Origin of the sequence: Pseudomonas sp. R45(2017) (genome assembly GCF_002112305.1) — a bacterium.
GTDB classification, from domain to species: domain Bacteria; phylum Pseudomonadota; class Gammaproteobacteria; order Pseudomonadales; family Pseudomonadaceae; genus Aquipseudomonas; species Aquipseudomonas paraglycinae.
In genome coordinates this window covers 207,895-227,460 of record NZ_NEHH01000008.1, presented here as the reverse complement: position 1 = coordinate 227,460, position 19,566 = coordinate 207,895, and the positions used below count along the sequence as shown (strand labels likewise).

The following is a 19,566-nucleotide window of genomic DNA, read 5'->3' as shown; positions in this document are numbered from 1 at the left end:
GTTTTTATCGAGGATTGACGGGAAACCACGGTGCACCGGGCTCGGGTGGCGAGGCGGTGATTCGATGGTATCCTTCGCAAAATGCGTGATAAACAGCGGAAGCATGCGGCCTATGAACACGAATCGTGACCAATTTCCCTTGCCCGAAGACCTCAAGGTCTTCCTCACCGTCATCCGCAAGAACAGTTTTGCCAGCGCCGCCGACGAGTTGGGCTTCTCACCGGCCTACGTCAGTAAACGCATCTCGGTGCTGGAAACCACGCTGGCGACCAAGCTGCTGCACCGCACCACCCGGCGCATCGCGTTGACCGACGATGGCGAGCGGGTGCGGATCTGGGCGGAGAAACTGCTGGGGGATTTCGATCAGTTTCTCGGCGAGATTTCCCAGGCCCGGCACCAGCCGGCGGGCTCGCTGCACATTTGCAGCAGCTTCGGTTTCGGTCGCAATCATGTGGCGCCGGCGATCAGTCAGCTGTCCCGGGCGTGTCCGAAACTCGACATCCGGCTGGACGTGTTCGACCGGGTGGTCGATCTGGTGGGCGAGGGCTTCGACCTGGAGATCCTCGTCGGCGATGACCTGCCGGGCCAGCATCTGGCGCGCAAACTGGTGAGCAACCGGCGCGTGTTGTGCGCCACACCGGAATACCTCGAACGCCGGGGCACGCCGCAATCTCTCGAAGACCTGAAAGACCACGATTGTCTGGTGCTCAAGGAGCGCAACAACGCGTTCGGTATCTGGACCCTGAGCAAGGACGGACGGGAAGAAACGGTGCGAGTGAATGGCCCGTTGTCCTCCAACAGTGGCGAGATCGTGCTGGAGTGGGCCTTGAGCGGCGGCGGAATCCTGTTGCGCTCGATGTGGGACGTCAAACCGATGCTCGAGCAGGGCAGGCTGGTGCAGGTGCTGGACGGCTACACCCAGAGCGCCAACGTCTGGGCGGTCTATCCGACCCGGCTCAGCGAGTCGGCGAAATTGCGGGTGTGCGTGGAATTTCTGGAAGAGTACTTCCGCGATTTGTCTGTGGAATGAAAACGGGCGGTTCAATGAACCGCCCGTTTTTTTTTGCCATCAACCCAGCCAGGGATTGTCCGCCAGATGCCGCGCTTCAAAGGCGCGGATCTGCTCGGTGCGTTGCAGCGTGGTGCCGATGGCATCCAGCCCCAGCAGCAACGATTGTTTGCGCAACTGATCGATCTCGAACTCGATCTGCGTGCCGTCTGCCAGCTCGAGGGTCTGTTGCGCCAGATTCACGCTGATCCGCGCGGTTTCCGGGACGCTGATCGCCTCGGCCACGCGCTTGAACTGCGCGTCATCCAGTTGAATCGCCAGCACGCCATTACGCTGGCAGTTGTCGTAGAAAATCCCGGCGAACGTGGTGCCGATCAGTGCGCGGATCCCCACTTGCTTCAAGCCCCAGACCGCGTGTTCGCGGCTGGAGCCGCAGCCGAAGTTGGGACCGGTCACCAGAAACGCCGCGTCCTGCCAGGCCGGCTGGTTGAGCACGAATTCCGGGTTGGGTTCGCCGGAGGCGAGAAAGCGCAGATCGAAGAACAGCCCGCGATCCAGCCCCTGGCGATCGATGCCCTTGAGAAACTGCTTGGGCATGATCACGTCGGTGTCGATGTTGGACGCAAGAAACGGCGCGGCGCTGCCGCTGACGGTGTCGAAAGGTTGCATGGTTCAAGCCTCCAGCGCGACGGTGCGCACGTCAGTCAAATGGCCGCTGATGGCGGCGGCGGCGACCATCGCCGGGCTCATCAGGTGGGTGCGCGCACCGGCGCCCTGACGGCCTTCGAAGTTGCGATTGGTGCTGGACGCACAGCGATCACCCGGCGCGAGCACGTCGTCGTTCATCGCCAGGCACATCGAACAACCCGATTGCCTCCATTCGAAACCGGCGTTGAGAAAAATCTGCGCCAGGCCTTCGTCCTCGGCCTGATTGCGCACCAACGTCGAGCCGGGAACGATCATCGCCCGCACATGGGCCGCCACACGCTTGCCGCGCACCACGCGGGCGACGTCACGCAAATCTTCGATCCGCGCATTGGTGCAGGAACCGATAAAGGCATGGCTGATCGTCACTTCGCTCAGCGGCATGCCGGGTGTCAGGCCCATGTAGTCGAGGGCGCGCTGCAGGCCCTGACGCAGGATCGGATCGGGCTGGGCGGCCGGGTCCGGCACGTGCCCTTTGATCGGCGCGGCCTGATCTGGGCTGGTGCCCCAGGTCACCATCGGCTCCAGCGCGCCGACATCGAGGATGACTTCGCGATCGAACACCGCGCCCTCGTCGCTGTGCAGGGTTTTCCAGCGCTCGATTGCCTGCTCCCAGACCTTGCCCTTGGGCGCACGCGGCTTGCGTTGCAGGTAAGCGAACACCTTGTCGTCCGGCGCCATGAACGCACCCCGGGCACCGGCCTCCACGGCCATGTTGCAGATGGTCATGCGCGCCTCGACGCTGAGGGCGCTGATGGCCGGGCCGGTGAATTCGATGGCGTAACCGGTGGCGCCGGACGCACCGATCTTTTCGATCAGCGCCATGATGATGTCCTTGGAGGTGACGCCTGCGCCCAGCTCACCGTTGACCGTCACCCGCAGGGTTTTCAGACGTTTGTAGACCAGCGTCTGCGTCGCCAGCAGGTGCTCGATTTCCGAAGTACCGATACCGAAACCGAAGGCGCCCAGTGCGCCGTAAGTGGTGGTGTGGCTGTCACCGGCGGCGACCACCATGCCCGGCAGAATGAAGCCTTGTTCCGGCGCCACGACGTGTTCGATACCCTGGCGCTTGTCCAGCACATCGAACAGCTCGATGCCGAAGTCGCGGCAGTTTTCTTCGAAGTACGACACCTGACGCGCGCCCCCGGCGTCGGGCATGGTCGCGATGCGTTTCGGTGCGGTCGGGTTCACATGATCGACCACCGCCAGCGTCGCCGCAGGCCGCCACACCGTACGCCCGGCATCACGCAGGCCGCTGAAGGCTTGCGGGCTGGTGTATTCGTTGGCGACCTGGCGGTCGATATACAGCAGCACGTGGCCCTGATCGTCGAGCGTGCAGACGGTGTGACTGTCGATGTGCTTCTGGTACAGCGTTCTCGGGCTGGGCATGGATTGCGCTCTTTTCTGTCCGGGGCAAAAACAACATGACGCCAGCATATTGATCGCGGAAACGGCATCAAGAGCGCTTCAGTGAAGCCGTTGAACACGGATTGTGAGCAATTGCCGCAAGCCTACGCCCGTGTCTCCTCCGGCAACCTGGCAATCACCTTGATCTCGAACTGAAACCCATACAGCCACGTCACGCCGACCGCCGTAATGGTCGGGTGCGGCGCCTCGCCCCAGAACTCCGGCACCACTTCCCAGATGGTTTCGAAGGTCGATTGCGGATCGACCATGAACACCGTCACGTCCACCACATCATCGAAGCTGCCGCCGGCCGCGCCGAGAATCGCGTTGAGGTTGGTGAAAGCCAGTCGCACCTGTTGTTTCAGATCCGGCTCGGGCGAGCCGTCCTCTAGGCTGCCGACTTGCCCTGAGACGAACAGAAAACCGTTGGAGCGAACCGCCGGCGAATAACGATTGCGCTCGTAAAGCGCATGGCGTCCGGGCGGGAAAACCACGTCGCGTTTTGGTTGGGCACGGGTCATGGGGTGTCTCCTTCAATGGGTTGAAAACCTGTGATGGAGCCACTCTAGGCGCTTGCATCGGCGCGATAAACGCGCAACCTTGGCGCTCACTGTTTGCAAATCCCAAACAATCGAGCCGTTTTCAGAGGTGGGATATGGACCGTTTTGACGCGATGCAAGCCTTCGCCCGAGTAGTGGAGGCGGGCAGTTTCACCAAGGCCGCCGAGACTTTGCACATGAGCAAGACCACCGTGACCCAGCTCATTCAGCAACTGGAGGCGCGGCTGCGAGTGAAATTGCTCAACCGCACCACGCGCAAGGTCAACGCCACGGCGGACGGTGCGGCCTATTACGAGCGGGTGATCAAGTTGCTGGCGGACATGGACGACGCCGAGACCAGTCTTCCCGGTGCGGCGGCGCAGCCCAAGGGACGCTTGCGGGTCGATGTGCCCAGCCCCTTGGCCAATCTGATTCTGGTGCCGGCGCTGCCCGAGTTTTACGCGCGCTACCCGGAGATCCAGATCGACATGGGCGTCAGTGACCGGATCGTCGACATCATCGATGAAAACGTCGATTGCGTTATCCGTGGCGGGGAGCTGCGCGATCAGTCACTGATGGCCCGGAAGGTGGCGGATCTTCAGCTTGGCGTGTACGCCGCGCCGAGTTATCTGGCCCGCGCCGGCACCCCGATGCATCCCCGTGAGCTGGAAAACAGCCATCACCGGGTGGTCGGTTTTCTTTGGGCGCGCACCGGCAGACCGGTGCCTTACGCCTTGCGCAATGCCACGGAGAACCTGCTGATCAAGGGCCGGCATGTTCTGGCGGTCGATGATGGCAACGCCTATCTGGCGGCAGGCCTTGCCGGTCTGGGTGTGCTCTGGCTGCCGAGTTACATGTCGGCGGAGCATGAGGCCCGAGGTGAGTTGGTTGCACTGTTCGAGGGCTGGGCGCTTGACCCGATGCCGCTGTACGTTGCGTACCCGCCGAACAGGCATATCAGCCAAAAGCTACGGGTATTTATCGATTGGATCGTGGAATTGATGGCCACGCGTGCCAATGGCGCGGAACTTGCTGACCGCGCTCCCGGACTGTCAAAAAAATAGCGAATATCGGCGATCAATAAAGTCGGCAAGTCTGGATGCACCGCTATTCAATCAAGGAGCTTCACTCGCAATGAATATGTACATCGATATTGTCGGCGCGTGCAATTTGAGCTGCCCCTCGTGTCCGATGGGCAACTCGGAAAACGTCAACTTCAAGAAAGCCATGCAAGTTGACATGTTCAGGAAGATCGTCGAGAAGGCCCGAAGCGAAGGGGTCGAGTCGATTTTTCTGTATAACTGGACCGAGCCGTTGATCCACCCGCGCATCGGCGAGTTTGTCGAGATCATCAATGCCGCCGGTTTGCAGAGCGGTATCAGTTCCAATTTGAATCTGGCGAAAAACATGGAGACAGCGATGCTCGCCAATCCATGGTTCTTCCGTATCTCGCTGTCCGGGTTTTATCAGCAGACGTACGAGCAGGGGCACGTAGGCGGCGACATTGAAGTCGTCAAGGCCAATATGATCAAACTGCATGAGCTCAAGCAGCAACATGGCTTGAACACGCGGATCGAGGTCTACTACCACCGCTACCTCGACAACATGGAAGAAGAAGGGCTGATGCGCGAATTCAGCCAGCGTCTGGGCTTCGAGTTCTCGACCGGGTATTCAGTGATGATGCCGCTGGAGAAGACGCTGGCGCTGATCGAGCGCGACCCGTCGGTGACCGACACTGATCGCGAGACCCTGCAGCGACTCGCGTTGCCACCCTTCGACGACCTGGTCAATCTGGTTCGCCATTATCCGAAGCAGGCATGCGGGCTCAAGGATGACTGGCTGGTGCTCGACTGCAATGGCAACACCATCCTGTGTTGTTCCATTTTCAATCAGACCGAATATCAGGTGGGCAAGTACCTTGATATGCCGCTGGCACAACTGACCAGGCTCAAGTCCACCCAGCCGAACTGCGTCGACATGTGCAATCGCTGTGCGAACAACGGATTGCACATCTACTCGGGGCACTCCAATCAGGGACCGCTGCAGAGCCACGCTGTCAACCGGATAATCGACTTCCAGCGACGCACGATCATGGGCTTGCCGATCGAGAGTGACAGGCTCGGGCGCAGTGGTGAAGTCAGTGCCGAACACTTTGACGAAGCGCAATATCTGGAGCTGAACCAGGACGTCAGAAATGCGATTTCCGCCGGGGCGTTCACCAGCGGTTATCAGCATTACGTACTGTTCGGGCGACTGGAAGGCCGGCCAGGCGCAGGTCATTTGACGGCCGTCTGAGCCGGCGGCTCGGGTTCTGCCAGTTGAGTTGAAAGCCATTGACTGAAGCATCGCGCCATCGGGTCGTTCTCGCTGTCGCGGTGCGTCAGCATCGCCCAGTTCGGGCCGCGAATGGTTTGCTCCACCAGTGGCTGCAACAGCCCGTTTTGCTGCGCCTGACGGCTGAGCAACTGACTGACCAGCGCAATCCCCAGACCTGAACACGCCGCGTCCAACAACAGGCCCGGATCAGAGAAATTCAGGCCCTGATCCTGCTGGCCGACATCGATCCCCGATTCCACCGCCCAATGGCTCCAGTCCATTTCCCGCTCGCCGTGCAGCGTCGTCCGCTGGGCGCTCGGCACGCTTAACAAGCTCGGATGACACGCGGGGTAGAGGCGGTCGGCATGCAGCACCTTGAAGCTGCATTCAGCCTGCGAACTGATGTCGTCGCGCACCGCCAGATCGATGGTCTGGGTCGCCATGTCCGGCACTTCATCGGTGCTGAAAATCCACAGGTCCACATTCGGATGCTGACGGCGGAAATCCCCCAGTCGCGGCAGCAACCAGTGCCGGGCAAACGCCGGCGTGGTGTTGAGCACCAGTTGATTGGGTTTCTGGTATTGCCCCAGTCGCCGGATGCCCACCGACAGTTGCTGCAGCATGGCCTGGGTGGTGCTGAGCAGATCGTGGCCGGCGTCGGTCAGGCTGACGCTGCGCCCGCTGCGGAAAAACAGCGGTTGCTCCAGATACGCCTCAAGGCTGCGGATCTGCTGGCTGATGGCCGATTGCGTGAGGCTCAGTTCCTCGGCGGCCTTGTGAAAACTGCCCAGCCTTGCGGCGGCTTCGAAGCCGCGCAACGAGCTGAGGGGTGGCCAGTGTTTCAGCATGATCGATAAGTTCCTCTAATCAGTTTTCCGCTAAATCCATCGTTTGTTTGCCCTTCAGGCCGCCATTAGCATGCACGTCAACGCCGCCAAGGCTGTTTTCATTGAACACAATGGCTTAACTCAAAGGGCTTTTTACCATGCAGCAGAACAAAAACAACAACAGCGGTTGGATGATGCCGGCAGAGTGGGTGACGCACGCGGCGACCTGGATGGTCTGGCCACACAATCAGGCCCTGTGGGAATCGGGCTGGGGCGTCACCTTGCCGTTGGTGCAGGAAGATTTCGCCCGAGTCGCCAATGCCATCGCCCGTTTCGAACCGGTGAAAATGGTCGTCGATCCGTCGGCCATCGCCCGCGCCAAAGCCTTGTGCGGGCCGAACATCGAACTGATTCCACTGGCCGTCAACGACAGCTGGTGCCGCGACTCCGGCCCGAGCTTCGTGGTTCACCCGGAACAAGGTCTGGCCGGGGTGAGCTGGCGCTTCAACGCGTGGGGCGGCAAGTCCGCCCATGATCTGGACGAAAGTCTGGCCCGTCGCGTGCTCAATCACCTGGGCGGCGAGTGCTTCGGCACGGCGCTGAGCAACGAAGGCGGCGCGATTCACGTGGACGGCGAGGGCACGCTGATCACCACCGAATCGGTGCTGCTCAACCCCAACCGCAACCCCGGCGTGAGCAAGGCGGAGATGGAGGAGATTTTCAGCCGTCTGCTCGGCGTGAAGAAGACCATCTGGCTGCCGGGCGATCCGGATTACGTCACCGGCGACATGACCGACGGTCACGTCGATGGCGTCTGCGCCTTCGCTCGCCCCGGCGTGTTGCTGGTGGACGCGACGCACGATCGCAGCTCGGTGTACGCCGAAGTCGTGCGGGAAAACCGCCGCGCACTGGAGCTGGCCACCGATGCCCAGGGCCGCAAATTCGAGCTGATCGAGCTGTATGAAGCCACCGATGCGGTGGACACCGAAGCCGAAGTGTTCTGCGCCTCGTACACCAACTTCTACATCGCCAACGGCGCGATCATCATGCCGGCGTACGGCATCGAGGCCGACCATGTCGCGGCAGAAACCCTGGCCAAGGCGTTCCCGGGCCGCGAAGTAGTGCCGGTGCAGATCAATCATCTGGCTCACGGTGGCGGCGGTGTGCACTGCATTACCCAGCAACAGCCAGCCTGGCCGGTGGAGGGTTGATCGATGACGTTGCTCAAAGTCGCCACCACCCAGATGCCGTGCACCTGGGACCTGAAAAGCAACCTCGACCACGCCGAGCAGTTGGTGCGTGAAGCGGCCGCGCAGGGTGCGCAAGTGATCCTGTTGCAGGAGCTGTTCGCCACGCCGTATTTCTGCATCGAGCAGAGTCACCATCACATGGCGCTGGCCGAGGAGTACCGCGACAGTCAGGTGCTGTCGCGTTTCGCCGCGCTGGCCCGCGAACTGGGCGTGGTGTTGCCGCTGAGCTGGTACGAGAAGGCCGGCAACGCCTACTTCAACTCCCTGAGCGTGGCGGATGCCGACGGGCGTTTGCTGGGCGTGTATCGCAAGACCCACATCCCCAACGCCATCGGCTATCAGGAGAAGGAATATTTCAGCCCCGGCGACACCGGTTTCAAAGTCTGGGACACCGCGTTCGGCCGCCTCGGCGTGGGCATCTGCTGGGATCAGTGGTTCCCGGAAACTGCCCGCTGCATGGCGTTGATGGGCGCCGAAGTGTTGTTGTTTCCGACGGCCATCGGCTCGGAACCGGGCTGCGCGGATCTGGACTCGCGAGATCACTGGCAGATGACCATGCGTGGCCACGCGGCTGCCAACCTGCTGCCGGTGATCGCTTCCAACCGGGTTGGCCGCGAAGTGGCGGGCACCGATGCGGCGCTGCAAATGAATTTCTACGGCTCATCGTTCATCTGCAACCACAAGGGAAAAGTGCTCGCCGAAGCCGACCGCGCCAGCACCGGTGTCTTGGTGCAAAGCCTGGATCTGGCAGCCATGCGTGAAGATCGCCTGAGCTGGGGCATCTACCGCGACCGTCGTCCGGAAATGTACGGCGCCTTGCTCAGCCAGGACGGCCGCCACCTTAACGCCCGCTGGAATCCTCAAGGAGTCTGATATGCCTACCTCACACAAGTGGTTGCTGGGCGCTCTGGGCCTGGCGCTGGCCGGTCTGATGCCTGCCGTGCACGCCGAAGACAAGACCTTGCGGCTGTACAACTGGGCGGATTATTTCGCTGAAGACACGTTGAGCAAATTCACCGCCGAAACCGGGATCAAGGTCATCTACGACGTGATGGACGGCAGCGAAACCCTGGAAGCCAAGATGCTTTCCGGTGGCAGCGGCTACGACCTGATCTTCCCCGGCGACACCGTGGCCGAACGCCTGATGCGCGCCGGCAGCCTGTTGCCGCTGGATCCTTCGAAGATCACGGCGATGAACGACATCGAACCGGGCCTGCAAAAACTGCGCAGCCATTACGAGCATTCGAACAAGGCCACCGTGCCGTACACCTGGGGCACCATCGGCCTGACCTACAACGCCGAGCAGATCAAGCAACGCATGGCCGACGCGCCGGTCAACAGCCTCGACATGCTGTTCAAACCGGAACTGGCGGCCAAATTCGCCGACTGCGGGATTTCGATGATCGACTCGCCGGACGAAGTGCTGGCCGTGGTGCTCAATTATCTGGGCCGCGACCCGCGCAGCGCCAAGCCTGCGGATTTGGCGGCGGCCAGTGACTTGCTGATGAAGCTGCGGCCGTACATCCGCAAGTTCCAGTCGCAACCGGTGACCGATCTGGTCAACGGCAACCTGTGTCTGTCCCTCGGCTACAGCGGCGACATGACCCAGGCTCAGCGCACCTCGGACAGCGCCGGCAAGCAGACCCGCTTCCAATACCGCGTGCCGCGCGAAGGCACCACGGTGTGGATGGACACCATGGCCATTCCGGTCGATGCCAAACATCCGGAATACGCCTACGAATTCATCAACTTCGTGATGCGCCCGGAGAACATGGCCGCGATCAGCAATTTCACCGGTTACCCGACCTCCAACGCCAAGGCCCGGCCAAACGTGGATGAGGCGATGCGCAACAACCCGGACATCTACCTCGACGAAGCGACCTATGCTCGTCTGATACCGGGCAAGGATATCCCCCAGGCCGACATGCGCGCCCGCATGCGCACCTGGACCAAGTTCAAGACTGCCACTGCCAAGTGATTTTTCCGGGCCGCCCCGGCGGCCCCTTACCCATCAGGAACGTACACATGCCGACTCGTCGCGAGTTCATCAAACAGGTTTCAGTCGCCGCCGGCGTAGGCGCTGCCGTCATGGGCCTCGGTCTGTCACCGGCGCGGGTACTGGCGGCCGGCGAAGGTCGCTGGTTCATGCCCGACGAGGGCGACAAACACGAACGCGCCTACATGGCCTTCGGCGCGCAGGATGCGATCTGGGAAGACTTCACCGAAGACGTTCAGGAAGCGCTGGGCCGGATCGCCCGCGCCATCGCCCGTTACGAACCGCTGACCATCTATTGCCGCAGCGGCGAACGCAGCCTGGCCGAAGAGATCTGCGGCACCTCCAACATCACCTACCAGATCGCCAACCTCGACGACATCTGGATGCGTGACATCAGCGCCAACTTCGTCATCGACGACAAAAACGGACTCGGCGCCGTGGACTTCAACTTCAGCGGCTGGGGCAACAAGCAGCAGCACTCTAAAGACGCGAAGATCGCCAAGCGCGTGGCGGCCGATGCGCAGGCGACCTACCAGCGCAGTGAACTGGTGGGCGAGGGCGGCGGCATCGAAGTCGACGGCCACGGCACCGCGATCATGACTGAAAGCTGCTGGGTCAACGAAAACCGCAACCCCGGCTGGAGCAAGGCCGATGTTGAGGCCGAGTTGAAAGCACGTTTGGGCCTGCGCAAGATCATCTGGCTGCCGGGCATCAAGGGCAAGGACATCACCGATGCCCACGTCGATTTCTATGCGCGCTTCGTCACGCCCGGCGTGGTGATCGCCAACCTCGACACCGATCCGCGCTCCTACGACAGCAAGGTCACCCTGGCGCACCTGGAAATCCTGAAAAAGGCTACCGACGCCGACGGTCGTCCGTTGCAGATCCACACCGTGTCGCCACCGCTGAAGCCGCGCAACACCAAATTCAACAAGGACAACGACGACTTCGCGGCCGGTTACATCAACTATTTCGTGATCAACGGCGCGGTGATTGCCCCGGAATTTGGCGACAAGGGCGCGGACAAGAAGGCCTTCGACCTGCTGAAAAAACTCTATCCGAACCGCGACGTGGTGCAGATCAACATCGACGCCATTGCGGCCGGTGGTGGCGGGATTCACTGCGTGACCAGTCACCAGCCGGCGTAAGGCCGAGCCTCAGCGGAAACGTTGAGGCAGGGCCTCGGCAAAGGGATAGAAGTCGAACCACGGTTTGGCTTCTTCGATGACCCGACTGAACGACGGGCGCTGCACCAGCCGTTCGAAATAGGCACTGAGGTGCGGTTGCTCGGCGGCAAACGGCACCAGCGTGCTGGCGTAGAACAGGGCCGGCGCGGCGGAGCAATCGGCCAGGCTGAAATCCGCGCTGGCGATCCATTCGCGGTCGGCCAGTTGCTGTTCGAGCATGCCGTACGCCGTGGCCAGCAGCGCTCGCTGACTGCTCAGGTCGCCATTGGCGGACTGGATGCGGTCGGCGACGATCTGCTGCATCGGCGTCATCACGTAATGGTCGAAAAACCGGTCCCATAGACGCACGTCCAGTGCGGTCTCCCAGTCTTCGGGAATCAGTCGTTGCGACTGCCCCGGTTGATGATCCAGGTACTCGATGATCACGCTCGATTCCGGCACCGTGCGCTGGCGCGCGTGATCGCGCAGCACCGGGAATTTGACCAGCGGCCACAATGCTTGAAGCTCGGCCCGTTCGGCTTCGCTGGACAGGTCGATCAAGCGTTTTTCGAACGCGACGCTGTGTTCGTAGAGGGCGATCAGCGCCTTGTGGCAGTAGGACGACAATGGGTGGTAATAGAGGGTCAAGTTCATGGTTTAACACCTCGATGTGGTGCAATGGCGTTACTCAGGTATAGCGCGCCTGCGCACGGCCACGCATTTGATTTCCACCAGCAGCCCCGGATGGGCCAGTTCGCTGACGCCGATGCAAGTCCAGGCGCAGAAGCCCTTGGGGAACACGCGGTTTTTCACTTCGCGAAACACCGGCATGTGTTGGCTCATGTCGACGTGATAGGTGGTCATCTCCACCACATCGTCGAAGGTGCAGCCACCGGCCTTCAGCACTTCGTCGAGGTTTTCCCAGGCACGAATGAACTGTTGCTCGGGGTCTTCGATGACTTGCAAATCAGCGGTGCGGCCCACCTGACCAGCGCAATAAAGCGTATCGCCGACCAGAACCGCCGGGGCGTATCCGGCGCGTTCGACGATGGTTTTCATGGAGTCGGGGATGATGATTTTGCGATCGGGCATGGCCGGGGCTCCAGGTAAACGGTAAGTCGGGTCACTTCGCGCGAAAGTACCGGATCAGGTTGATCGATTGCGTGAATACCGCATATACCACTGCTGCGATCATTAGCCCGGCGATGACCAGGGCAATAGTATTGACACCTGTGATGAGCAGAATGTAGATCGACAACGCGAGTATCAACACGACATAACTGGCAAGCGTCTGTTTGAAGTACGCCAGCAGCAGCGGCACGACGATCACTACCAGAGAGTGAAAGGCCACCCCAAACCAGATGTCGATAATCATCTGATCAAAATCACCGCCCGCTTGTGCCAGGGCCAGCAAATACGAATTCGTCAGCCACTCCAGCTTGCCAACCACCATCACGCTGATCGCGATAATCACCACAATGTTTATTGCTCGGTTACTCATTGATCTTCATTCCGTCCATGCGCCGCCGCTGCCAACTGCTCGGTATCCACTCGCACAAACACCGAATCGCCCACTGCCGTGAGCACATCCCCGGCGTAGACCTCGCAGATCACTCGGGTCTTGCGCCCGACCTCACCGTCGACTCTGGCCTTCAACGTCAGCGGCACGCCCATTGGCGTTGGTTTGATGAACTTGATGCCGAGGTTGCCGGTCACGCAGTTGATGCGCGGCAAGCTCTCGGCTTCACGGTTCTCCGCCCGGTAGTGGTAAGCCATTGCGGTCCAGTTGGAATGGCAGTCCACCAGCATCGCGATCAGGCCGCCGTAGACCAGCTCCGGCCAGCCGCAGTATTTGGCCTCGGGCACATGCTCGGCCATGACGTGCACGCCGTCCTCATGCCAGAAACTCTTGATGTGCAAGCCGTGCGGGTTGCTGCTGCCGCAGCCGAAGCAGACGCCGTCGGGGGCGGCGGTGTCTTGCAGGGAGGTGTCGTGGGTGGACATGCGGGGTCATCCTTAAACTGTTAGCCGAACCGCGCGGATTCTAACCTTGATTCAAGGACAAAACGTTGCTTCGAGTGGGGCGCACTGCTGTTTTCGTCGATCCCGGTGCAGGGCTAATTACGCTGCGCCAGATTGCGTTGAAACTCTTCGAAGCTGCACGGCAGGGTCAAGGCCTTGCGCTTTTTCGACTTTTCGCGCTCGTCCGGCAGTTGATCGCTCAATTCCCAGACCTCAAGCATCTTCGCGTATTCGAAGGCGTGGCGCGGGCTGATCTGAATCCACTGCTGAAATGCCTGACGCTCGTCAGGGGTGCAGCTGTCGTCTTGCAGACGCAGGCACCAGTGCGCCGCTTGATTGAGGATTTCATCATCGGCGTCTTGAGGGCTTTGGAGGTTCATTGACTGCTTCCAGGATGGCCGGAGAGGGCACTTTACCCTGCCTCTTGCAAAAAAAACGTCAAATATCGGCAGGGATTTAGCCCGTTTGACGGACAGAACGCGCAGCCGAAGGACAGATCGCGCCGGGATTGGCTGTCTTCGACGTTTTGTCATATTCAGTCACATAACCTTGCAGATAGTGGGCAGCCCAACCGGTTTTCAATGAGGCTGCATCGTGTTTCCACGTTTTCTGTGTTCGCTGTCCGTGTTGAGTCTGTCCATCGCCGCCGTCCACGCGGCCGACCTTGATACCCCGCGCCTGCAAGGCATCGACAACTTCCGCGATGTCGCCGGTATTACCACGGCTTACTCCACGACCCATGACGGCACCATGCGCGCCGGTGTGTTCTACCGCTCCAACGCGCTGACGCCGACAGCATCGGACCTGGCGACCCTCAACGGTCTGGGGATCAACGCCGTTTACGACCTGCGCACCCCAAGCGAAATTGCGGCCACGCCGGACACGATGATCAGCGGTGCAACCTATCAGAATATCGACATCATCGGCGCCACCACTTCGGGGGCGAACATCACCACGGTCTCGTTCAAAAGCGCGGCCGAAGCGACTGCGATGATGCAAGAGACCAACCGTGCGTTTGTCAGCGACGCCGGCATGCGCGGGCAGTTGGGCGTGCTGTTCAACGAACTGGCCGGCGTCGACGGCGCCGCGCTGTTCCATTGTACCGCCGGCAAGGATCGCACCGGCTGGACGGCCGCTGTGCTGCAAAGCATCGCCGGGGTCGACAACGCGACGATCATGAGCAACTACCTGGCGACCAACGACTACACCGCCGACCGCGTTGCCAAGACCCTGGCGATGATGCCGCCGAGCATGGCCGCGATCTACGCGCCGCTGCTGGGCGTCGAGGCCAGTTACCTGCAAGCGGGTCTGGATCAGGTGACCGCGCAATACGGCAGCATGGACAACTACCTCAAACAGGGGCTGGGTCTGTCCCAGGAAACCATCTATGTACTGCGCGGCAAAATGGTCGAGTACAACAGCCTGCCGGGTCAGGTCGGGCTTATCGGCAACGCTGCCGCCGGTGCGCAACTGTTGCGGGAGTTGCAGAACAGTAAACTCTCGGGCACCTACAGCGCCTACAACTACTACCTGCAATCGGCCATCGACGCCGGCACCCTCGGCGGTGTCGAGTCCACGGTCGGCGGTCAGGTGCACGCCGATGCGGCGAGTTACCTGCTGCGTCAAAACGCAATGATCGAGCAGGCCGCCGCGCCGTTCGCCAGCGGCACTGACCTCAAGGTCGGCCATTACCGCTTGTGGAGCACCGCGCTCGCCGGTTACCTGGGCACCGACGGTTCGGCCCATGCGCAAAGCAGCAACGAACACAGTCAGGGCCTGATGGTTGGCGTCACTCAGCGCTTCTCCGAACAATTCAGCGCTCGCGGCGGCATCGGTTACAGCAAAGGTTCGGTGGGCGGCGCAGGTGGCGAGGCAGATACCGATTTCACCTTCCTCGACCTTGGCGCCCGTTATGGATTCACCAGCCTGCAACGTGGGCTGTTTGTCGATGCCAACCTCAGCGCCGGTTACGTCGACTACGACAGTAAGCGCGACCTCGGCGGCGGCTTGGGTTCGGCGAAGGGCGACACCAACGGTAATCTCAGCGGCGCCACGTTGGCACTCGGTTATCGGATGCCGCTGAACACTGTGATTCTGGAGCCGAGCCTCGGCGTGCGCGTCAGCCGTCTGGACCTGTCGGGCTTCCAGGAGAAGGGCAGCGAATTGGCGCTCAATGTGGACGACATTCAAGAAACCCGCCGCAGTGCGGTGGCCAATCTCGACGTCTCGTTCGCCCCGATGCCGATGGGCGCGTGGCAACTGGTGCCGGGCGTGCGGGTCGGTTACGAGCATGTGCTGGGCGATCATCAGGTCGACAGCGAGGGCCATCTGCTGGGGCTGGATATCGAGCAGCGCGCGGCGTTCGACAACCGCGATCAGTTCAGCGGCGGCGTCAACCTGATGGCCAATCTCGGTGCTCTGAGCCTGGGCGCCGAAGTCGGTGCCAGCGGTGGCGGCGACAGCCACGGTTTCAGTGGCGGGCTCAAGGCCAGTTATCAGTTCTGACCAACTGACGTTTAAGACAAAGGACTGCCTCAGCGCAGTCCTTTTCGCATTTCTGCAGGACTCACGCCGTAGGCGTCCTGAAAGTACTGGCAGAACCGGCCGACGTTGCTGAACCCGAATTGCAGGGCCACATCGGTCACCGATGACGATTGGCCTTGCTTCAATGCATCACAGGCGCGCTCCAGTCTGACCTGTCGCTGGTACGCGACAATCGAGGTGCCGACGAACCGCCGGAACCCTTCCTGCAACGCCCGCAGACTGACGTTCACCAACCCCGCCAGATCCGTCCCGCTGACCATACGCTCGGGATGCGCCTGAATGTACTCGATGGCCTGCTTCACATGCCGTGGTGCAATCAACGCCTCGGGTCGGCGCAGGGCCTCGCTGAAGTTGTGTGGCCAGGCCTCCAATACCGCGTCCACCAGCATCTCCCGCAGCCGTGACGGCATCAGCGAGCCAGCGTTCAACAGCAGATCGAATTCCGCACCGGTGGCCAGATCGATCAGCGCGCGAATGCCCTGAAACGCCGGGCTGTTCAGATCCACCCTCGGCTCGAAATGCAGCTTGTGCACGATCGGTTTGCCCAGCAGGGTCGACAGCCGTTCGGTGAGCGCCGCACGGCTGATCGACATGCCGTGCTGGGCATGATTGTCGATAAAACGCATAGAACGCAGGTCAGCTTTGTCGATGGCCAGCCCCACATCGCTCAGCCCCACGGATTCATGGTTGAACACGATCTTGCCGGCGGTGGGAATGACGAAGGTGATTTCATCGAACGGCTCGGGAAACGCCACCGTGAAATCGCCCCGGTAATGCATGCGCCGGAAACTCACGCCTTCGTACCGCCCGTAAACGCCGCCAATGATGATGTCTTTGGGCGGCGGTGGTGTGTCGCCATAACGGTTGCCGAACATTCGCGAGAACAGGGCGCCGAAGTCGTCACTGGCCATGTTGTCGGATCGCAGGATGAGGGTCTGGCGCGTCGGGCTTGAGTACACCGGGAGGGTCACCTTGGTGGTCGGGGCATCGGGGCGCGACGACGTTACCAAGGGAGAATGACGCCGATGTGACAACGCTCGATGCTGTGCGTGAACGCCACGCACAGCATCGAACAGAGTTGAGTCAGGTGTGATGAATGTCCCGATCCTTGGTCTCCGGCATGAAGAAGATCCCCAGAATCGCCGTCATCACCGCAATCACGATCGGGTACCACAAGCCGTAGTAGATATCCCCGGTGGCCGCGACCATCGCAAACGCCACGGTCGGCAGGAACCCGCCAAACCAGCCGTTGCCGATGTGGTACGGCAGCGACATCGAGGTGTAGCGGATGCGCGCCGGGAACAGCTCCACCAGCCATGCCGCAATCGGGCCGTAGACCATGGTCACGTAGATGACGAGGATGGTCAGCAGGAGCAGCACCATCGGGTAATTGGTCTTGGCCGGGTCGGCTTTTTCCGGGTAACCGGCTTCTTTCAGCGCGGCGCCGAGGCTGGCAGTGAACGCGTCGTTACGGGTCTTGAAGTCGGCGGCCGGCAGGGTCGTGCCTTCAAAGCTTTCGATGACCTTGTCGCCGATGCGCACCTGGGCCACGGTACCCGGTTCCGCCACCACGTTTTCATACGGGATCGCCCGTTTGGCGAGGATGGTTTTCGCCAGATCGCACGAGCTGGTGAATTTGGCCTTGCCCACCGGATCGAACTGGAACGAGCACTGGTCGGGGTTGGCGATCACTTTGACCGGGTTCTTCTCTTGGGCGACGAATACGTCGGGGTTACCGTACTGAGTCAGCGCATGGAAGATCGGGAAGTAGGTCACCGCCGCCAGAATGCACCCGGCCATGATGATGCCCTTGCGCCCGATGCGGTCGGACAGGCTGCCGAAAATCACGAAGAACGGCGTGCCGATCAGCAGCGAACCGGCGATCAAAAGATTGGCGGTCTGCGGGTCGATCTTCAGGGTTTGAAGCAGGAAAAACAGCGCGTAGAACTGCCCGGTGTACCAGACCACCGCTTGGCCTGCGGTGCCGCCGAGCAGGGCCATGATCACGATTTTCAGATTCTCCCAACGGGCGAAGGACTCGGTCAGCGGGGCTTTCGACGACTTGCCTTCTTCCTTCATTTTCTTGAACACCGGCGACTCGTTCAGTTGCAACCGGATGTACACCGAGACCGCCAGCAGCAGGATCGACAGCAGGAACGGAATCCGCCAGCCCCAGGCCTCGAACGCTTCGGTACCCAGCGCCGTGCGGCAAGCCAGAATCACCAGCAACGACATAAACAGGCCCAGGGTCGCGGTGGTCTGAATCCATGACGTGAAATAACCGCGTTTGCCCTTCGGCGCATGCTCGGCCACATACGTCGCCGCGCCGCCGTATTCGCCGCCCAGCGCCAGGCCTTGCAGCAGGCGCAGGGTAATCAGAATGATCGGCGCCGCGACTCCGATGGTCGCGTAACCGGGCAGGAATCCGACAATCGCCGTCGATACACCCATGATCACGATCGTGATCAGAAACGTGTGCTTGCGCCCGATCATGTCACCCAGTCGCCCAAACACAATTGCCCCGAACGGGCGCACCGCAAAACCGGCGGCAAAGGCGAGCAGGGCGAAGATAAACGCCGTGGTCTCGTTCACCCCGGCAAAGAAGTGCTTGGCGATGATCGCCGCCAGGGAGCCGTAGAGGTAGAAGTCGTACCACTCGAACACCGTGCCGAGCGACGACGCAAAGATGACCTTGCGCTCCTCCCGGCTGACGCTGTGGTGCGGGGCACTGCCTGTGGACATGCTGTCGAGTACTGCCATGGGTGTTCTCCGTCGTGCTTGTTTTTGTAGGCCGGAGCACTTCATCAACGTCGCGTACCCAAGGCCTGTGGCGGATGCCGGTTCAGGTATTTCGTGGAGCGTGCACAGAATCACCGCCCCGCGCGGGAGGGCGGGGTTTCATTGAGCATAATTGGGATTGGGGGGATATCCAGTGGCGGGGATTGATCGACTGATGCAGGGGCGGCAGGGAGAGACCTGCCGCCAAGGGTTTTATTCCGTCGGCACAACGTTATCCAGTACCTGATTCACCGCCAGTTCCGCCAGCATCACGATTTGCGCGATGCCCTGCGCGGTTTTGCGGTGGGGGCTTTCGAGGAGGTCGACGAAGTTGTTGAGCATGACGTTGGCTGAGCCCAGGGTTTCGACGGCGTCGGCGAGCAGGGCTTCGTTGTTGCTGTCCGGGTTGGCCTGGTAGAGGCGGTTGGGGTAGTAGGGCGCGGCCATCATGTGGGCTGAGATCGGGCCGAGGTGGTAGTCGAGGGCGCGGTTGGCGGCTTCGTTGAATCTCTTGGAGTCAGGGCATTCGTAGGGGGACGTTGGGTCGGTGATGCTGGACGGTTCGGTGACCGGAGGATTTGGCGTGACTTTGAACATGTTCATTCTTTTCCTGTTTTGAAGCCGCCAGACCCGAGCTACTAAACAGGGGTGGTGGCAGCTGTGCGCAGGTTAGTAGACCGGGGAAAAGAAGAAAGCCGGCGTGCCCGGGGGCACCCTACGCACAGCCACCATCAAATACAGGTATGGGAATACCTGACTGACAGACACTTGTGCACTCTTCAAATACCAACGGGCTACTAAACCCGATCACTGCAAATCAGTGACCCGATCCAAGTTACCGGCCGACCCCAAGGCGCACAAGCCGGCGGATTCTGGCGCAGCGGTAGGCTCTGGCGCAAGGATTTGTAGGCATCCGGACGCATTCCGACATGTCTTTAAACGGCGTGATTCAAACCTGTTTATCGATCATCGCCCGACGAGGAGAAACCTGACGCTTTAAGCTCCAA

General features: G+C 61.0%; 20 protein-coding genes. 8 read left to right on the top strand and 12 right to left on the bottom strand.

Annotated elements, in window-relative coordinates; all coding sequences use genetic code 11:
- Positions 1-112: 112 nt before the first annotated feature.
- Positions 113-1,030, top strand: a complete 918-nt coding sequence (locus tag CAF74_RS19890) for a LysR substrate-binding domain-containing protein (RefSeq protein WP_085747474.1) — start codon at positions 113-115, stop codon at positions 1,028-1,030.
- Between the two features lie 39 nt (positions 1,031-1,069).
- Here CAF74_RS19890 and leuD read toward each other — a convergent pair whose 3' ends face one another.
- The 3 genes from leuD to CAF74_RS19875 all read right to left on the bottom strand — a co-directional run bounded on the left by leuD (position 1,070) and on the right by CAF74_RS19875 (position 3,642).
- Positions 1,070-1,678, bottom strand: coding sequence for a 3-isopropylmalate dehydratase small subunit (leuD, locus tag CAF74_RS19885; RefSeq protein ID WP_085747473.1), 609 nt, complete (start codon positions 1,676-1,678; stop codon positions 1,070-1,072).
- Between the two features lie 3 nt (positions 1,679-1,681).
- Positions 1,682-3,103, bottom strand: a complete 1,422-nt coding sequence (gene leuC, locus CAF74_RS19880; RefSeq protein WP_085747472.1) for a 3-isopropylmalate dehydratase large subunit — start codon at positions 3,101-3,103, stop codon at positions 1,682-1,684.
- A gap of 122 nt (positions 3,104-3,225) precedes the next feature.
- Positions 3,226-3,642 (bottom strand): RidA family protein, encoded by a 417-nt coding sequence (locus CAF74_RS19875; protein ID WP_085747471.1) that lies wholly within the window; start codon positions 3,640-3,642, stop codon positions 3,226-3,228.
- Between the two features lie 134 nt (positions 3,643-3,776).
- Between CAF74_RS19875 and CAF74_RS19870 the strand changes: the two genes are divergently transcribed.
- Together CAF74_RS19870 and CAF74_RS19865 are read left to right on the top strand one after the other, a co-directional pair.
- Positions 3,777-4,724, top strand: a complete 948-nt coding sequence (locus tag CAF74_RS19870) for a LysR family transcriptional regulator (protein WP_085747470.1) — start codon at positions 3,777-3,779, stop codon at positions 4,722-4,724.
- Between the two features lie 70 nt (positions 4,725-4,794).
- Positions 4,795-5,955, top strand: coding sequence for a radical SAM protein (locus CAF74_RS19865; RefSeq protein ID WP_085747469.1), 1,161 nt, complete (start codon positions 4,795-4,797; stop codon positions 5,953-5,955).
- Here CAF74_RS19865 and CAF74_RS19860 read toward each other — a convergent pair.
- Positions 5,937-6,824: a LysR substrate-binding domain-containing protein gene (locus tag CAF74_RS19860; protein ID WP_085747468.1), complete on the bottom strand. Its 888-nt coding sequence runs from the start codon at positions 6,822-6,824 to the stop codon at positions 5,937-5,939. The two genes, CAF74_RS19865 and CAF74_RS19860, sit on opposite strands and share 19 nt — an antisense overlap.
- A 137-nt stretch (positions 6,825-6,961) precedes the next feature.
- On the opposite strand from CAF74_RS19860, the gene CAF74_RS19855 reads away from it, so the two are divergent.
- Genes CAF74_RS19855 through CAF74_RS19840 form a run of 4 tightly spaced genes read left to right on the top strand, consistent with a single transcriptional unit; the run spans position 6,962 to position 11,197 of the window.
- Complete coding sequence (locus tag CAF74_RS19855; RefSeq protein ID WP_085747467.1) at positions 6,962-8,014, top strand: agmatine/peptidylarginine deiminase; 1,053 nt, start codon at positions 6,962-6,964, stop codon at positions 8,012-8,014.
- Between the two features lie 3 nt (positions 8,015-8,017).
- Complete coding sequence (aguB, locus tag CAF74_RS19850) at positions 8,018-8,926, top strand: N-carbamoylputrescine amidase (RefSeq protein WP_085747466.1); 909 nt, start codon at positions 8,018-8,020, stop codon at positions 8,924-8,926.
- Between the two features lies 1 nt (position 8,927).
- Positions 8,928-10,031, top strand: a complete 1,104-nt coding sequence (locus CAF74_RS19845) for an extracellular solute-binding protein (RefSeq protein ID WP_007955429.1) — start codon at positions 8,928-8,930, stop codon at positions 10,029-10,031.
- Positions 10,032-10,078: 47 nt separating this feature from the next.
- Positions 10,079-11,197, top strand: coding sequence for an agmatine/peptidylarginine deiminase (locus tag CAF74_RS19840; RefSeq protein ID WP_085747465.1), 1,119 nt, complete (start codon positions 10,079-10,081; stop codon positions 11,195-11,197).
- Between the two features lie 9 nt (positions 11,198-11,206).
- On the opposite strand, the gene CAF74_RS19835 is transcribed toward CAF74_RS19840, so the two are convergent.
- The 5 genes from CAF74_RS19835 to CAF74_RS19815 all read right to left on the bottom strand — a co-directional run bounded on the left by CAF74_RS19835 (position 11,207) and on the right by CAF74_RS19815 (position 13,617).
- The gene (locus CAF74_RS19835) at positions 11,207-11,869 is read right to left on the bottom strand and encodes a glutathione S-transferase family protein (RefSeq protein ID WP_085747464.1); all 663 of its coding nucleotides are present in this window, start codon (positions 11,867-11,869) and stop codon (positions 11,207-11,209) included.
- 30 nt (positions 11,870-11,899) lie between these two features.
- Positions 11,900-12,307 carry a RidA family protein gene (locus CAF74_RS19830; protein WP_085747463.1) on the bottom strand — a complete coding sequence of 136 codons (408 nt, stop codon included), beginning with the start codon at positions 12,305-12,307 and terminating at the stop codon, positions 11,900-11,902.
- A 31-nt stretch (positions 12,308-12,338) separates the two neighbouring features.
- A complete protein-coding gene (locus CAF74_RS19825) occupies positions 12,339-12,716 on the bottom strand; it encodes a hypothetical protein (RefSeq protein ID WP_127797871.1) in 378 nt (125 codons plus the stop codon).
- Positions 12,713-13,219 carry a PaaI family thioesterase gene (locus tag CAF74_RS19820; RefSeq protein WP_085747461.1) on the bottom strand — a complete coding sequence of 169 codons (507 nt, stop codon included), beginning with the start codon at positions 13,217-13,219 and terminating at the stop codon, positions 12,713-12,715. The genes CAF74_RS19825 and CAF74_RS19820 overlap by 4 nt, the downstream gene beginning before the upstream one ends.
- Before the next feature lie 113 nt (positions 13,220-13,332).
- Positions 13,333-13,617, bottom strand: coding sequence for a DUF4880 domain-containing protein (locus tag CAF74_RS19815; RefSeq protein WP_085747460.1), 285 nt, complete (start codon positions 13,615-13,617; stop codon positions 13,333-13,335).
- Between the two features lie 214 nt (positions 13,618-13,831).
- Here CAF74_RS19815 and CAF74_RS19810 point away from each other — a divergent pair, with 214 nt between their 5' ends.
- Complete coding sequence (locus CAF74_RS19810; RefSeq protein ID WP_085747459.1) at positions 13,832-15,742, top strand: tyrosine-protein phosphatase; 1,911 nt, start codon at positions 13,832-13,834, stop codon at positions 15,740-15,742.
- Positions 15,743-15,771: 29 nt separating this feature from the next.
- Here CAF74_RS19810 and CAF74_RS19805 read toward each other — a convergent pair whose 3' ends face one another.
- The 3 genes from CAF74_RS19805 to CAF74_RS19795 form a co-directional block, all read right to left on the bottom strand.
- Positions 15,772-16,740, bottom strand: a complete 969-nt coding sequence (locus CAF74_RS19805) for an AraC family transcriptional regulator (protein ID WP_085747458.1) — start codon at positions 16,738-16,740, stop codon at positions 15,772-15,774.
- Between the two features lie 124 nt (positions 16,741-16,864).
- The gene (locus tag CAF74_RS19800) at positions 16,865-18,541 is read right to left on the bottom strand and encodes an MFS transporter (RefSeq protein ID WP_085747457.1); all 1,677 of its coding nucleotides are present in this window, start codon (positions 18,539-18,541) and stop codon (positions 16,865-16,867) included.
- A gap of 231 nt (positions 18,542-18,772) precedes the next feature.
- Complete coding sequence (locus CAF74_RS19795; RefSeq protein WP_085747578.1) at positions 18,773-19,156, bottom strand: DUF6124 family protein; 384 nt, start codon at positions 19,154-19,156, stop codon at positions 18,773-18,775.
- Positions 19,157-19,566 lie beyond the last annotated feature (410 nt).